This window comes from Kitasatospora sp. NPDC058162, from assembly GCF_042884005.1.
Classification (GTDB): Bacteria; Actinomycetota; Actinomycetes; order Streptomycetales; family Streptomycetaceae; genus Kitasatospora.
The window spans coordinates 270,567-283,418 of record NZ_JBHVUS010000009.1; the positions used below are offsets into that span (position 1 = coordinate 270,567).

The 12,852-nt window shown below is 73.5% G+C and carries 18 protein-coding genes and 1 pseudogene; 5 read left to right on the forward strand and 14 right to left on the reverse strand.

Annotated elements, in window-relative coordinates:
* Positions 1-37 precede the first annotated feature (37 nt).
* The 10 genes from ACFVXG_RS20440 to ACFVXG_RS20485 all read right to left on the reverse strand — a co-directional run bounded on the left by ACFVXG_RS20440 (position 38) and on the right by ACFVXG_RS20485 (position 4,409).
* Positions 38-208: a hypothetical protein gene (locus ACFVXG_RS20440; RefSeq protein WP_387929349.1), complete on the reverse strand. Its 171-nt coding sequence runs from the start codon at positions 206-208 to the stop codon at positions 38-40.
* Positions 209-254: 46 nt separating this feature from the next.
* On the reverse strand, positions 255-767 hold the full coding sequence (locus ACFVXG_RS20445; protein ID WP_387929351.1) for a hypothetical protein: 513 nt from the start codon (positions 765-767) through the stop codon (positions 255-257).
* A gap of 44 nt (positions 768-811) precedes the next feature.
* Positions 812-1,003, reverse strand: a complete 192-nt coding sequence (locus ACFVXG_RS20450) for a hypothetical protein (RefSeq protein ID WP_387929353.1) — start codon at positions 1,001-1,003, stop codon at positions 812-814.
* 112 nt (positions 1,004-1,115) lie between these two features.
* Positions 1,116-1,556, reverse strand: a complete 441-nt coding sequence (locus ACFVXG_RS20455) for a hypothetical protein (RefSeq protein ID WP_387929355.1) — start codon at positions 1,554-1,556, stop codon at positions 1,116-1,118.
* 54 nt (positions 1,557-1,610) lie between these two features.
* The gene (locus ACFVXG_RS20460) at positions 1,611-1,853 is read right to left on the reverse strand and encodes a hypothetical protein (protein WP_387929357.1); all 243 of its coding nucleotides are present in this window, start codon (positions 1,851-1,853) and stop codon (positions 1,611-1,613) included.
* Entirely contained in the window at positions 1,850-1,993 is a 144-nt protein-coding gene (locus ACFVXG_RS20465; protein WP_387929359.1) for a hypothetical protein, read from the reverse strand. Before ACFVXG_RS20465 ends, ACFVXG_RS20460 begins: the two co-directional genes overlap by 4 nt.
* 85 nt (positions 1,994-2,078) lie before the next feature.
* Positions 2,079-3,323 carry a hypothetical protein gene (locus ACFVXG_RS20470; protein ID WP_387929361.1) on the reverse strand — a complete coding sequence of 415 codons (1,245 nt, stop codon included), beginning with the start codon at positions 3,321-3,323 and terminating at the stop codon, positions 2,079-2,081.
* The gene (locus tag ACFVXG_RS20475) at positions 3,320-3,589 is read right to left on the reverse strand and encodes a hypothetical protein (RefSeq protein WP_387929363.1); all 270 of its coding nucleotides are present in this window, start codon (positions 3,587-3,589) and stop codon (positions 3,320-3,322) included. The genes ACFVXG_RS20470 and ACFVXG_RS20475 overlap by 4 nt, the downstream gene beginning before the upstream one ends.
* Positions 3,586-4,107, reverse strand: coding sequence for a hypothetical protein (locus ACFVXG_RS20480; protein WP_387929365.1), 522 nt, complete (start codon positions 4,105-4,107; stop codon positions 3,586-3,588). The genes ACFVXG_RS20475 and ACFVXG_RS20480 overlap by 4 nt, the downstream gene beginning before the upstream one ends.
* A complete protein-coding gene (locus tag ACFVXG_RS20485; RefSeq protein WP_387929366.1) occupies positions 4,104-4,409 on the reverse strand; it encodes a WhiB family transcriptional regulator in 306 nt (101 codons plus the stop codon). The genes ACFVXG_RS20480 and ACFVXG_RS20485 overlap by 4 nt, the downstream gene beginning before the upstream one ends.
* A gap of 213 nt (positions 4,410-4,622) precedes the next feature.
* Between ACFVXG_RS20485 and ACFVXG_RS20490 the strand changes: the two genes are divergently transcribed.
* A complete protein-coding gene (locus ACFVXG_RS20490; RefSeq protein WP_387929368.1) occupies positions 4,623-5,426 on the forward strand; it encodes a GntR family transcriptional regulator in 804 nt (267 codons plus the stop codon).
* A 241-nt stretch (positions 5,427-5,667) separates the two neighbouring features.
* Here ACFVXG_RS20490 and ACFVXG_RS20495 read toward each other — a convergent pair whose 3' ends face one another.
* From ACFVXG_RS20495 to ACFVXG_RS20505, 3 genes are read right to left on the reverse strand one after another with little or no spacing between them, the layout of a single operon-like run.
* Positions 5,668-6,009, reverse strand: a complete 342-nt coding sequence (locus tag ACFVXG_RS20495) for a hypothetical protein (protein WP_387929370.1) — start codon at positions 6,007-6,009, stop codon at positions 5,668-5,670.
* Positions 6,006-6,647 (reverse strand): RNA polymerase sigma factor, encoded by a 642-nt coding sequence (locus ACFVXG_RS20500; RefSeq protein ID WP_387929372.1) that lies wholly within the window; start codon positions 6,645-6,647, stop codon positions 6,006-6,008. Before ACFVXG_RS20500 ends, ACFVXG_RS20495 begins: the two co-directional genes overlap by 4 nt.
* On the reverse strand, positions 6,644-7,126 hold the full coding sequence (locus ACFVXG_RS20505; RefSeq protein WP_387929373.1) for a hypothetical protein: 483 nt from the start codon (positions 7,124-7,126) through the stop codon (positions 6,644-6,646). The genes ACFVXG_RS20500 and ACFVXG_RS20505 overlap by 4 nt, the downstream gene beginning before the upstream one ends.
* A gap of 123 nt (positions 7,127-7,249) precedes the next feature.
* Between ACFVXG_RS20505 and ACFVXG_RS20510 the strand changes: the two are divergent.
* From ACFVXG_RS20510 to ACFVXG_RS20525, 4 genes and pseudogenes are all read left to right on the forward strand, one after another.
* Positions 7,250-8,602 (forward strand): annotated as a pseudogene (locus ACFVXG_RS20510) (YifB family Mg chelatase-like AAA ATPase); the annotation flags it as partial.
* Between the two features lie 158 nt (positions 8,603-8,760).
* Positions 8,761-9,945: a DNA-processing protein DprA gene (dprA, locus tag ACFVXG_RS20515; protein WP_387929375.1), complete on the forward strand. Its 1,185-nt coding sequence runs from the start codon at positions 8,761-8,763 to the stop codon at positions 9,943-9,945.
* Positions 9,946-10,468: 523 nt separating this feature from the next.
* Positions 10,469-11,275, forward strand: coding sequence for an RNA polymerase sigma factor WhiG (gene whiG / locus ACFVXG_RS20520; protein WP_387929437.1), 807 nt, complete (start codon positions 10,469-10,471; stop codon positions 11,273-11,275).
* Between the two features lie 112 nt (positions 11,276-11,387).
* On the forward strand, positions 11,388-11,972 hold the full coding sequence (locus ACFVXG_RS20525) for a TetR/AcrR family transcriptional regulator (RefSeq protein ID WP_387929439.1): 585 nt from the start codon (positions 11,388-11,390) through the stop codon (positions 11,970-11,972).
* Between the two features lie 93 nt (positions 11,973-12,065).
* Here ACFVXG_RS20525 and ACFVXG_RS20530 read toward each other — a convergent pair whose 3' ends face one another.
* Entirely contained in the window at positions 12,066-12,605 is a 540-nt protein-coding gene (locus tag ACFVXG_RS20530; RefSeq protein WP_387929376.1) for a peptidoglycan DD-metalloendopeptidase family protein, read from the reverse strand.
* Positions 12,606-12,852: the final 247 nt, after the last annotated feature.

Consider the following 12,852-nt stretch of genomic DNA (forward strand, 5'->3'; position numbering starts at 1 on the left):
CGTGCGGTGCGTCGCACCCCTCGCGGCTGGCGGCCGGTCAGGCAGCGGGCAGGAGCCCGTACAGGCGGTTGATCTCGGCGCCGACCTCGCGGATCCGGTCGGCCAGGCGCCGGCGCTCGGCCGGGTCGTCGGCCGCGTCCACCAGGTCCTGGACCAGCCGGTCGGACTCGATCTCGGCGGCGGCCAGCTGCTGCTCGATGGTGGTCATGGCGGTCCTCCTGTAAATGCGGGTGGTCGAGGGGATACGGGGTCGGTCAGGCCGCGATGGCGGCGACGGTGGCCGGGTAGGCGTGCTCGATCCGGCGGCTGAGGTTCTGGTAGTCGGCGGTGGCGTAGAAGCGCCGGAGGGCCTCCTGCGCCATCCACGGCTCGATCCGGGCCTCGAGCTGGGCGTCGGCGGCATCCTGGTCGCGCTGCGTCCACTGCCGCTCGGTGGACAACGGCCCGCACTCACGCCACAGGCCCCAGCTGGTCGCGTTGCTGTCCGCTGCGATCCACTGGCCGGTCAGCGGGCCGAACTTGGAGCGGCGGTCGAACACGACGTCGGTGTGGATGGGGCGCTGGATGTGGCCGGCCAGGACCAGGTCCATGCCCAGGGTCGGCAGCACGGTGTAGTAGGGGACGCCGGGCTGAACCTCGGCGGCCCACTTGTCGTGCTCCGCCCGCACCTTGCGCATCGCGCGCTCGCTGGTCATCCGGTCGTCGATCCGGGCGATCCGGCCGGCCGCTCCGGCGGCTCCGCGGCTGATCAGGTCTCGCAGGCCCATCGTGGTCTCCTGTCCGCTCAGGTGATCGGGTGGTGGTGGGTGGGTCAGAGCTGGGTGAGGTGGACGCTGTACCGGTAGCCGGGCCGGCGGAGGTGCGCCGGCAGGTCGTTGATGATCGACTGGCAGATCGAGTCCTTCGACTCGCTGTCGTCGGGGACCGTGTTGTCGCCTCCCAGCTCGGCGACCAGGCGGCCCGCCTCGTCGGTGACGTTCACGTGGAAGTTGAAGCGGCGCATGTGCGTCTCCTTCGGTCATGAGCTGCACCTTCTGGCGGCTCTCCTTGCCGCCCCGGCCTGGGGTAGGTGTGTGGGGGCCGGGGCGACGTGGGCAACCGTCAGCTGGGCTGCATCAGCGCATGGTGGTCTGGCCGACCGTGTTGGAGACGGAGTTGCCGACCGAGTCACCGGTCGACTTCACGGTGCTGTTGAAGATCCCGAAGATGCCCCAGGACCCGATCAGCACGGTCGCGACGGCGCCCAGGACGAACGCGCGCTTGACCTCCTTGGCCTGCTGCTTCCACTTCGCGGCGGTCCAGATGATGATTCCGAGGCCCAGCAGGGCGCCGCCGGACAGGCCCGCGATGGCGCCGCCGCCGGGGCTGCCGGCCTGGGTGTAGGCCGGGGTCACCTGCTGGGCCTCGGCGATCTGCACGACCGCCTGGGTGTGGCTGGCGGAGGCGTAGGAGGCGTGCAACAGAGTCGGCATGTGCGCGGTCGCGGTGGTGCCGGACGCGGTGGTCCAGGCGACGGGGACGGTGGTCTGGGCGGCGGCGGTGATGGCGAGGGTCATGACGGTGGGCTCCTTGGCGGACGGTCTTGACGGTGCGGGGGGACGGGTCGGGGGTCAGCGGAGGCTGTCGCCGGGCCCGGAGGCGAGGGTGTTCGGGCGGGTCTCCGCCTCGATCTGGGCCTGGACGGCGGCGGCGGCGATGAGGGCGTGGCTGACGGCGACCCAGGCCTGGGCGGTCTCCGGGCGCGGCGGGTCGATCCGCAGGGCGGACTCGGCGTTGGCGGCCGCGGCGATGGCCCGGCGGCGGAGCTCGTCGGTGGTGAGCGGGACGCCCTTGCGGTCGTTGATGGCGGTCATCGCGGGTTCTCCTTCGCGGTGGTGCGGATCGGGCAGTCGGGGTCGGGGCAGGGGATCGGCCGGCCGCCGTCGCGGGGGACGACGGTCCCCCAGTCCTGGCAGGTGGCGCAGCGGAAGCGGGGGCAGGAGACGATCGGCATGGGGGTGCCTCCGGGGTGGTGCGAGGTGTGCGAGTCATGCGGTGGGTGCGAGAAGTGCGAGGACTCGCACTCGTTGCGGCTGCTGCTAGCGGGCGCCGGCCATCTCGGGACCGTCGCCGCCGTCCTTGGGCTGCACGGCGTTCCGCAGGCGGATCGCGTACTCGTTCCGGCAGCCGATGAGCTTGCGGATCTGGGGGGCGGTCAGGGCCTGGCCCGCGTCGGAGAGGACCTTGGCCAGGGCCCGGACCTTCTCCAGGTGCTCGGGGTCCAGGGGCCGTTCCCCGCCCGTCTCACGGCCGTTCCCGGCGAGATCCTTCCGGGGCGCCGAAACGGCCTTCTGCGGGCCTCCCCGGGGCGCCTGGAGCCCAATTCCCCCAAGGGATTCCGGGTTCTCCAGGCGCCAGCGGGACGCGGCTTCCAGCGCCTCGGGAACAGCGGCCCGGTAGACCGAGTCCTCGTCGTCGAGGAAGGGGTCCGGCGGCATGTCCGGGTCCACGGTGACCGGCCTGGGGACAGCGACCTCGGTCACCCGGGCCTGGGCCTGGAGCTGGGCGGCGATCAGGTCGGAGGTCACTCCGGTGACCGCGACACCGTGGACGTAGTGCCACGCGGTCTGCCAGGCGTCGTCCGGGTTCAGCGCGCCGAACGGGCTCGCGGACAGCAGCCGTTCGGCGACCTCCATGACCTCGGGGTGGTGTGCGGCCCTGGCCTTGGCGTGCGCGGCCCGCTCGACGGCGGCCTGCTTCTCCGCCTTGGTGGGCCCCTTGCCCCCGTGGGTCTGGAGATCGGTGATCCACACCGCCGCGACCGAGGACAGCGCGAGCACGACCGCCACCCACCGGTGCTCGGTGTACTGGCTCCAGCCGTGGGCGAAGTTGATGGCTCCCGCGATCGCGCCGGCCACCCAGGCACCCGCCCGGTAGGTCCGGGTCGACCGCTCGCCCTCGGCCTTCGAGCCCATCGCGACCAGGGCCCAGGCCAGGCCCTCCAGCATGGTCGCCAGCAGCGCGGCCATCAGCACGAAGACCGTGGCGTCGGTGAGGGCACCGACCTGCGAGACGACCGCCGGGACGATCGAGCAGACCTGGACCAGGCGGACGAACGCCCTCGCGGGGTCGGCCCGGACCCAGCCGGTCAGCCGGGCGACCTTCGCGGCCCGCTTGCTGCGGGCCTCTGCCTTGCGCTGGTCGCGCTCCTTGCGGTCCGCGGCCTGGCGGCGGCGCTCGGCGTCGGCGTCCTTGCGGGCCTCCGCCCTCTCCGCGGCCAGGTCCTGCCGGGCCTCGGCCCGCTCGGCGGCCTTGTCCTTGCGGCGCTCGGTGTAGAAGCTCACTTCTCCTCACCACCCTTGCGATGCGGCGGGACCGTCGGGGCGACCTTCGGGGTCGTGGTCGGGGAGGTGGTCTTCCTCGGCTTGCCAGCCGGGGCGGCCGGCACCCGGGCGGTCGCCAGGAAGGCGCCGACCGCGAGCAGGACGATCCGGGTCAGGCCGTCGGCCGGCGCGTAGAGGGCGAGGGCCAGGACCAGCAGCGGCCAGCCGACGGTGAGCCGGGCACGGACGTTGGCGAGCGCCTGGTCGAGCATCGGGTGCGCGGTCACCGGGCACCGTCCCTCGGGCCGTAGCCGAACAGGGCCGCGATCTTGTCCGCCTGGTCCTCGACCATGGCCTCGTCCTGGATCGCGCGGACCCGGATCCGGCGCCACTCGTCGCCCGTCATGCCGACCGGGCGGGCGGTCAGGTCTACCCGCGACGCCTCCCAGGTCCTCAGCGCGGCGGAGGCGTCCTCCATCCGACCCCGGACCAGCTCGGCGGTGGGGAACTCGGCCTCGACCGCGGCGCACTCCTCGCAGGCACCGTCCCTGGGGGTGTAGCCGTACAGGTGGGCGATGCGCTCCGCGTACTCGTCGACCTGGCGCTCGGCGCGGGCCTCCCGATCCTGCCGCTCGCACCAGTCGTCGTCCGTCAGGCCCTTCGGGCCGCGCTGCAGATCGGCCTGCGCGGAGCTCCGGGTCGACAGGGCGGTGGACGCCAGCTCCAGCAGGATCTGGATCCGCTGCCCGGTCGAGTAGTGCATGACCGACGGGTAGAGGCGGTCGTGGCGGTGGTAGGCGTTCACGCGGCGACTCCGATCAGCTTGGCGGCCTGCCGGCCGCGGATGATGGTCTTGCGCTGGATGGCGGTGGTCCCGCCAACGACGCCGTACTGGTCGTCGAGGGGGAAGCTCAGGGCCTCGTCGAGGCAGGCGGCGCGGCGGGCGAGCGGGCAGGTGGCGCACACCCGGAGGGCGATGCGCTCGCGGGCGGTGGGGTGGCGGAAGTTGGAGCCGTCGGTCTGCGGGAAGAAGACGCTGAGGTCGTCGAGGCTCCGGCAGGGGGCGGTGGGCTCACCCCGCTTCTCGGATCCGTTGATGCTGGGCATGGCGAATAAGCCCTTCTGGGATGGATGGTTGAGCGGACCGTCCGCAGAGGAGGCGGACGGATTCTGGGATGGCGAAGCCACTCCGAAACAGTTAGGTGCTAGCACCTAATCGGTAATCTGATGGTGGCTCAGGGTGGCCGTCGCCGTCAAGGGGAACGTGCTAGCACGTAAGCTTGGGTTGCCCCACCGGGGACCGACTGAGAGGAACCCCCAATGCCACGATCCGCAGAGGAGATCGCAGCTGGCCTGCGTGAACGCATCCACAGCGGCGAACTCCAGCCCGGCGACCGGCTTCCCACGATGGAAGCCCTCGTCGACGAGCACGGCGTCAACCGCCAGACGGCCCGCCAGGCGCTCACGATCCTGAAGAACGAGGGCCTGGTCGAGTACAAGGGCGGCCGCGCCGGAACCTTCGTGCGCCAGAGGCCCACCACCCGCATGGTCCGAGCCAGGGCCATGGAGCGAGACAACCTCGGCTACTACTCCGGAGCCAACGTCCAGCACTGGCGCCTCATCGAGGGCACCCGCACCGAGGTCGGCGAAGAACCGGTGCCGGCCGACATCGCGGGCTACCTCGGCGTCGAGCCCGGGACCCCCGTCGTGGCCCGCAAGCGGATCAACGGCGACCCCGACGTGCCGGCCTACCGTCAGCTGACCGACAGCTACCTGCACCCCGACGCCGTCGCGGCCGTCCCCGTCATCGCCGGAAACTCCGGCCTCGGCGGGATCTACGACCGCATCGAGGAGTGGGCACAGCAGCCCATCAGCTGGGAGGAGGAGATCACCGCGATCACCCCCAGCCCGGCCGAGACGGCAGCACTGCTGATGCCGCCCGGCGTCCCGCTCCTGCGGGTCATCCGGACCTCGACCGTCAAGGTCGACGGGAAGCAGCTGGTCGTCGAGGTCAACGACATCAGGTTCAGCGCCGAGGTGTTCTCGATCCGCTACCCGATGACCCGCCGCGGTGAGGCGAAGTGGCCGGTGCAGCCCGCATCGGCCGACTTCTACACCTCCTGACCCTGCGGGAGCTGTGCCCTGGCCGACCCAACCGGCCGGGGCACAGCCGTTCGTTAGGCCGGCACAGCCAATCCGCTCGCACGGTCCAGCAGCTTGCGGATCAGCAGAACCGCCAGCCGGTCCCGCCGACGAACCGCCACGGCGAGGTGCCTCAGCAGCATCGCCGACGACGGGACCCGGCACTCACGGACCCGGGCGAGGGCGGCGTCCTCGGTCGGCCGAGGCACCTTCGACGGGCGGCTCACCGCTCCGCCTCCGGCCCATCGACCGCGAGGCGAGCCGACCCGAACACCGGGATCCCGTGCAGCGCCGCGTGGACGTACAGGAACTGGACCCACCCGCCGTCCCTGGACTCCACCCTGCCGCCGTCCTCGACCTCGACGCTGAAGCCCTTCGCGATGGCCTCGATGTCCGTGCGGCGCTGCGGGTCGGTGCCCCGGAACGCGAACGAGATGTCGTTCGACTCGGCCATCCAGTACGCCGGCAGCGCGGCCAGGCCGGGATGGGCGGCGAGGAAGACGTGCAGCGCCGCGACTGCCGGCAGGACGCTCTCCTCGGGCGCCGTCCTCTTGTTCTCGCTCACCGGGCACCCGCCAGCGCGGTGCACTCCTGGGCCGCGGCGTTCCAAGCGGCGCGAGCCCGAGCGACCCGCATAGCCGCCGCCGAGAACTCGGCGAGCCTCACCGAGAGCGTGGCGCTCGTCGCCGCCGCCCGCGCAGCACACCGCCCGACCGCCTCGGGCCGGACCGCGTTGGACACCGACCGGCGAGCCATGGCGTCATCGCCGGCCGCCGCCCGGTACCGCCGCGCGGCCTCGGCCAACCGCGACTTGGCTTCCTCCAGCTCGGCGTACAGACCCGCCAGGTGCGGGACGTCGATCGGCGAGGCGGCCATCATGCGGGCGACGCGAATACGGGGGTCCGTGAAGTCGAGGGCCACCTCGTGGCTCCGCATGCGGCGCAGGTGGTGGCAGATCATCTGCCGGGCGATCCGGGTGAGGAGTCCGAACACCCGCTCGTCGAGGGGGACGCCGCGGCTGATGTGGTACCGCCACAGGTGCACGAAGGTGTCCTGGGTGAGGTCCTCGGCGAGCTGCCAGTCCTGACGGGCCAGGTGGGCCGCGATGTAGCCGACGACCCGCTTCTCGTAGGTGGCGAGGATGTCGGTGAGGATCTGCTCGGGCGTCCCGGTGAACGCCGGCGGGAGGGCGACGGTGGTCATGCCGCCACCGCCTCGGCGAGCACCGGCACCTCGACCAGGGTGACCTTCAGCGACGGCGCCGACTGCTTCATCGGCACGGCGCCCAGGCCGTGGGCCTTGAAGATGGCGCGCACCGCGTTCAGGTCGACGGTCTCCCGGCCGGACGGCACGCGCTCGACGGACCAGCCGGAGTAGACGCCGGCGGGGAGACGGTCGAGGACCTTCTTCGCGGCGCGCTTGGCGCGGTCGGAGCGGCGGGCCTGGTCGGCGGCGTGGTAGTAGGAGCGGGCGGCGGCCTCGATGGCCTCGGCGGCCGGCATCTCGTCCGGCGTGTACTCGCCGGTGATCTCGGCGGGCACCGTCGGGGCCAGCGCCGGAACGGCGGCGGTGGTGAAGAGCGAGGCCGGGTTGACCGCCGAGCGGATGGCCCGGGCGATACCACGGAATCGGGCGGGGCTCTCGCCTACACGGCGGGCACCGGACATGAGAAGCTGCAACACAGCTGGTCTCCCTGGTTCAGTCAGGTGAGCTCGGTCAGGCCCGATAGGGGAGGTCAGAGACCCCTGTCGGGCCGTTTTCGTCGGCGCTGTTCCTGTCGACGAAAGAACTGTCTCACTCTCTGATTCGACCTCGCGGTGGCCTGCGCCGTGCTGGCCGCCGCCGAACGGCTCGACCCGTCCTCGATCGCCGACCTGCTGCTGATCGGCGAGCTGGGGCTGGACGGCCGGGTGCGGCCGGTCCGCGGGGTGCTGCCCTCGGTGCTGGCCGCCGCCGACGCCGGGTACGAGCGGGTCGTGGTCGCCGAGCAGACGGCGCCCGAGGCCTCGCTCGTGCCGGGGGTGACGGTGATCGGGGTGCGCAGCCTGCGCCAGCTGGTCGCCACCCTGACCGGTGCGACGGCGCCGGAGGAGCCGCCCGACCCGATCGGCGGCCGACCGGATCCGCTCATGGCCGGCCTGATGCTGCCCAGCGCGGGAGTCCGGGGCCTGCCCGACGACCGGGCCCTGCGCCTCGACATGGCCGACGTGGCCGGCCAGTACGAGGCCCGGCGAGCCCTGGAGATCGCCGCCGCCGGAGGCCACCACCTCTACCTCAAGGGGCCACCGGGCGCGGGCAAGACGATGCTCGCGGAGCGGCTGCCCGCGCTGCTCCCGCCGCTGACCCAGAAGGAGTCGCTGGAGGTCACCGCCGTCCACTCGGTGGCGGGCCTGCTCCCGGCGGGGCGTCCGCTGATCGACACCGCGCCCTACTGCGCGCCGCACCACTCCACCACGATGCCCGCGATCGTCGGCGGCGGCAGCGGCCTGCCGAGGCCGGGGGCGGTCTCCCTCGCCCACCGGGGCGTGCTCTTCCTGGACGAGGCGCCCGAGTTCCCCGTGCGGGTGCTGGACGCGCTGCGCCAGCCGCTGGAGTCGGGCGAGGTGGTGATCGCCCGCTCGGCCGGATCACTCCGGCTCCCGGCCCGGTTCCTGCTCTGCCTGGCCGCCAACCCGTGTCCGTGCGGCCGGTACTCACGGCGGGGCGAGGGCTGCGAGTGCACTCCGGTCATGGTCAGCCGGTACCAGGGGCGGCTCTCCGGGCCGCTGCTGGACCGGGTCGACCTCCAGGTCCAGGTCGCCCCGGTGACCAGGATCGAACTCATGGAGCGGGACACCACGGCGGAGACCACCGAGACCGTCGCGGCCCGGGTGCTGGCCGCGCGGGAACGGGCGGCCGCCCGGCTGGCGCACACCCCGTGGCGGACCAACGCGGAGGTGCCGGGCCATGAACTGCGCACCCGCTGGCAGCTCGCGGCCGGCGCGCTCAACGACGTCGCACGGCAGTTGGAGCGCGGACTGCTGACCGCCCGCGGCCTGGACCGGGTGCTCCGGGTCGCCTGGACGGTCGCCGATCTGGCCGGCCGCGACCGACCGGACCAGCGGGACGTGCGCACCGCCCTGGTCCTGCGCACCGGCGTCGAGCAGGGGCTGCCGCTGCCCGAGCGCCCGTACGGCCGGCTCGGGGGCATCCCGGCCCAGCGCCGGAGCGGCCCCGACGACGACTGGCCCGGAGCACGGCCGGAGCCCCCGGAAGCCCCGGAGCCCCCGGAGGCCCCGGAGCCCCCGGAGCCCCCGGCGAAGGACGAGGAGGCGGCATGAACCAGCTGTTGCGGCACCCCCGAGCACCCCACCCGGACGGGAGCGGTCCGCCGGCCGCGCCCGAACCGGAGCGCCTCGCCCGCGTGCTGCTCAACCGGCTCAGCGAACCGGGTGACGCCGTGGTCGGCCGCTGGCTCGGCGAACTCCCCGCCGTGGAGGTGGTGCGGGCGATCCGGGAGGGCGCCGTCCCCGACCACCCCGGGCTGGACACCGCCCGGCTGGCCGCCTACCAGGCACGACTTCCGGGCCTCGACCCGACGGTCGACCTGAAACGGGTACGGGACGTCGGTGGACGCTTCATCATTCCGGGGGACACGGAATGGCCCAGTCAACTGGACGACCTGGGCGACGGACGCCCGATCGGGCTGTGGACCGCCGGCACCGGTTCACTGCGGCTGCTCGCCCTGCGCTCGGTTGCGGTGGTGGGCTCCCGCGCCTGCACGGCCTACGGCGCGCACGTCGCCGGGGAGCTCTCGGCCCAACTGGCCGAGCGCGGCTGGGTCGTGGTGTCCGGAGCCGCGTACGGGATCGACGCGGCGGCCCACCGAGGAGCGCTGGCCGTCGGCGGGATGACCCTCGCGGTGCTCGCCTGCGGGGTCGACGTGGCCTACCCGAAGGGGAACGCCGAACTGATCCGGCGGATCGGCGTGCAGGGCCTGCTGGTCAGTGAGCTCCCGCCCGGCGAGCATCCGAACCGGTTCCGCTTCGTGCTCCGCAACCGGGTCATCGCGGCGCTGACCAGGGGCACCGTGGTGGTCGAGGCGGCCCTGCGCAGCGGCGCCCTGAGCACGGCCAGACGGGCGCGGGACCTCAACCGCCACACCATGGGTGTCGCCGGCCCCGTCACCTCGGAGCTGTCCGCCGGGGTGCACGCCCTGATCCGCAGCGGCGGCGCCACGCTGGTCACCGACGCGGCCGAGATCGCCGAGCTGGTCGGGGCGATCGGGGACGACCTGGCCCCGCAGCGCAGCGGCCCGGTGCTGCCGAGGGACTTGCTGGAGCCGCCGGTGGCCCGGGTACTGGAGGCCGTCCCGGCCACGGCCGAGGGCGCTCCGGTCGAGCGGTTGGCCCGTCAGTCCGGTCTTCCGCCGGACGAAGTCCTGCAGCGGCTCTACGAGTTGGTCTCGCTCGGCTTCGTGGAGCGACACGGCGCGCACTGGCGCGTGGTACGGAGGAGGTGATCGCCGGGAGTGCGAACACGGGTGCGCCCGGGGAAGAGCGGGCCGGAACAGTCCGGCTGACCTGCTGATCCGGCCCTTCCGCTCGTGTGCCCGGATCCGATGGGTGAACGCCACCGGATCGGGGGACGACCGAGTGGCGGTAGCGCTTTGCAGTGAGTCGGTCACGCTACGCTCCACATGCCTTCCCTATCAGCACATGACTCGGCAGAACGGCGCAGACCTACGTATGCCCACACACATTCCCGGACACAGAGTGACCGGTGGCGCTCGGTCCGCGGGAGGGCCGCGGACCGAGCGGCGCCCCGCGACCGAGTTCCCGCCCAAGTCGGCGGGGACGATGGGAGGCCTGTCGCGTCAGGGCGGCAGGCCGACGGTGGTGCCGGGCCAGCCGGCGGACACGGCCAGGGACGCCGACCCGGTCCAGCATGCCGACGCCGCCCACGCGGTCGAGACGGTCCACGGCACCGGGGCGCTCGACGAGGCGGACGCGCCGGGGGGTGTGGCCGTCACCAGCGCCCCCCGGTTGCCTTCGAGCGCCCCCACGCCGGACGCCACCTCCCCACCCGTGGCGCGCAGCGCGCTCGAAGAGCTCTGGCGCTCCTACAAGGAGACGGGCGACCAGCGGCTGCGCGAGCAGCTGATCCTCCATTACTCACCACTCGTCAAGTACGTGGCGGGGAGGGTCGGGGTCGGCCTGCCCTCCAATGTCGAGCAGGCCGACTTCGTCTCCTCCGGGGTCTTCGGGCTGATCGACGCGATCGAGAAGTTCGACATCGACCGCGCCATCAAGTTCGAGACCTACGCGATCAGCCGCATCCGCGGCGCGATCATCGACGAGCTGCGCGCCCTGGACTGGATCCCCCGCTCGGTCCGGCAGAAGGCGAAGGCCGTCGAGCGGACGTACGCGACGCTGGAGGCCCGGCTGCGCCGGACGCCGCACGAGCCCGAGGTCGCGGCCGAGATGGGCATCGCGATCGAGGATCTGCACGCGATCTTCAGCCAGCTGTCGCTCGCCAACGTGGTGGCCCTGGACGAACTGCTGCACCCGGTGGGGGAGGGCGGCGACCGGCTCAGCCTGGTGGACACCCTGGAGGACCACGGCGCGGACGACCCGGTCGAGGTGGCCGAGGACCGCGAGCTGCGCCGACTGCTGGCCCAGGCGGTCAACACCCTCCCCGAGCGGGAGAAGACCGTGGTGACGCTCTACTACTACGAGGGCCTCACCCTCGCCGAGATCGGACAGGTGCTGGGGGTGACGGAGAGCCGGGTGAGCCAGATCCACACCAAGTCCGTCCTCCAGCTGCGGGCCAAGCTCTCGGACATCCGGTAGCGGGCGTCGGAGCCGCCCGCCGGGCCCGCTCCTCGCCCGAATGCGCGGCGCCGTTCCGGTCGCGAGTAGGGCTCCGTACAGTGGGTCCGTGCCGAAGATCCGAGCGGCCACGGTGGCCGAGCATCGCCAGCTGCAGCGGGCAGCCCTCCTGGACGCTGCCCGCACCCTGCTCACCGAGGGCGGTATGGAGGCCCTGACCTTCCCGTCGCTCGCCGCCCGTACCGGGCTGGCGCGCTCCTCGGTCTACGAGTACTTCCGCTCCCGTGCCGCCGTGGTCGAGGCACTGTGCGAGGTGGACTTCCCGCTCTGGGCGGCCGAGATCGAGGCCGGGATGGCGAGTTGCGAGACCGCCGCCGAGCGGATCGAGGCGTACGTCCGGGGCCAGCTGGCGCTGGACGGGGACCCGAGGCACCGGGCGGTCACCGCCATCTCGGCGCTGGAACTGGACGAGGCCGCGCGGGAGCGCATCCGGGCGGCGCACGGCGGGCTCGTCGGACTGGTCGTCCGGGCCCTGGAGGACCTCGGCCACGACCAGCCCCGGCTCGCCGCGGCACTGCTGCAGGGGGTCGTCGAGGCGGCCGTCCGCCGGACCGAGCAACTCGCTGCCGGGGACCGCGGGGGCTGCCCGGTCGAGTCCCCCGAGGCGGTTGCCGATGCCGCCGTCGCCCTGGCACTGCACGGCCTCGACCGGACCTGAGCAGTCCGGCGCGAGCGGCCCGACCCGAGCCGCCGAGCCCGAGCGGCCCGGCCCGAGCAGTCCGGCCAGACCCGTTCCGCGCGGCCCGAGCCGTCACGTACCGCCCAGTGGCAGCAGGCGGGCCCGCCCCGTGCCGAGCAGGGCCAGTGGATCGAGGTAGCGGTTGCCGCGCAACAGCCCCCAGTGCAGGCAGTCCCGTGCGCCGCAGTGCCGCCCGTCCGGGGTGAGCCGTCCGATGACCTGCCCGGCGGCCACCTCGGCGCCGACCGGGAGGGTGCCGGTGACGGGGAGGTAGGTGGTCCGCAGCGGGGGAGCCCCGGAACCGGGATGGAGCACGGTCACCACCGGCCGCCCCGCCACCAGCCCGGAGAACGCGACCACCCCGGCCGCCGCCGCCCGCACCTCCACCCCGGGCCCGGCGGCGAGGTCCACGCCCCGGTGGCCGGCTGCCCAGGGCTTCGCCGGCGGCTCGAAGCGCCCCAGCACCCCGCCGGGCCCGCCCACCGGCCAGGCCCGCGCCGGCCCGTGGCCGGAACCCCCGCCCGGTGTGATCCCGTCGTCCGCCGAGGCGCGTACCACCCCCGCACTCCCCAGCAGGGCGAGCACCACCCCCAGCACGATCCCCCGCCCCATCCTCCGGCCCGCCCCGGTGGCCGTCCGTCGAACCCCACTCCCTCGAACCCCACTCCCTCGAACCCAACCCCGTAGAACCCCGCTGCGCCCAGTCATGCCCCGAGACTGGCCGCGCCCCGCCTCCCAGACCACCCGCTTCCGGATTCCTGTGGACAAACCGCCCCCGCCGCCGGCCGCCGTCCCCCCGACGGGTGTACGGGTGCCGCCATCCGGTGTACGGACGGCATGCGGGGGCTGGTGGGCGGGC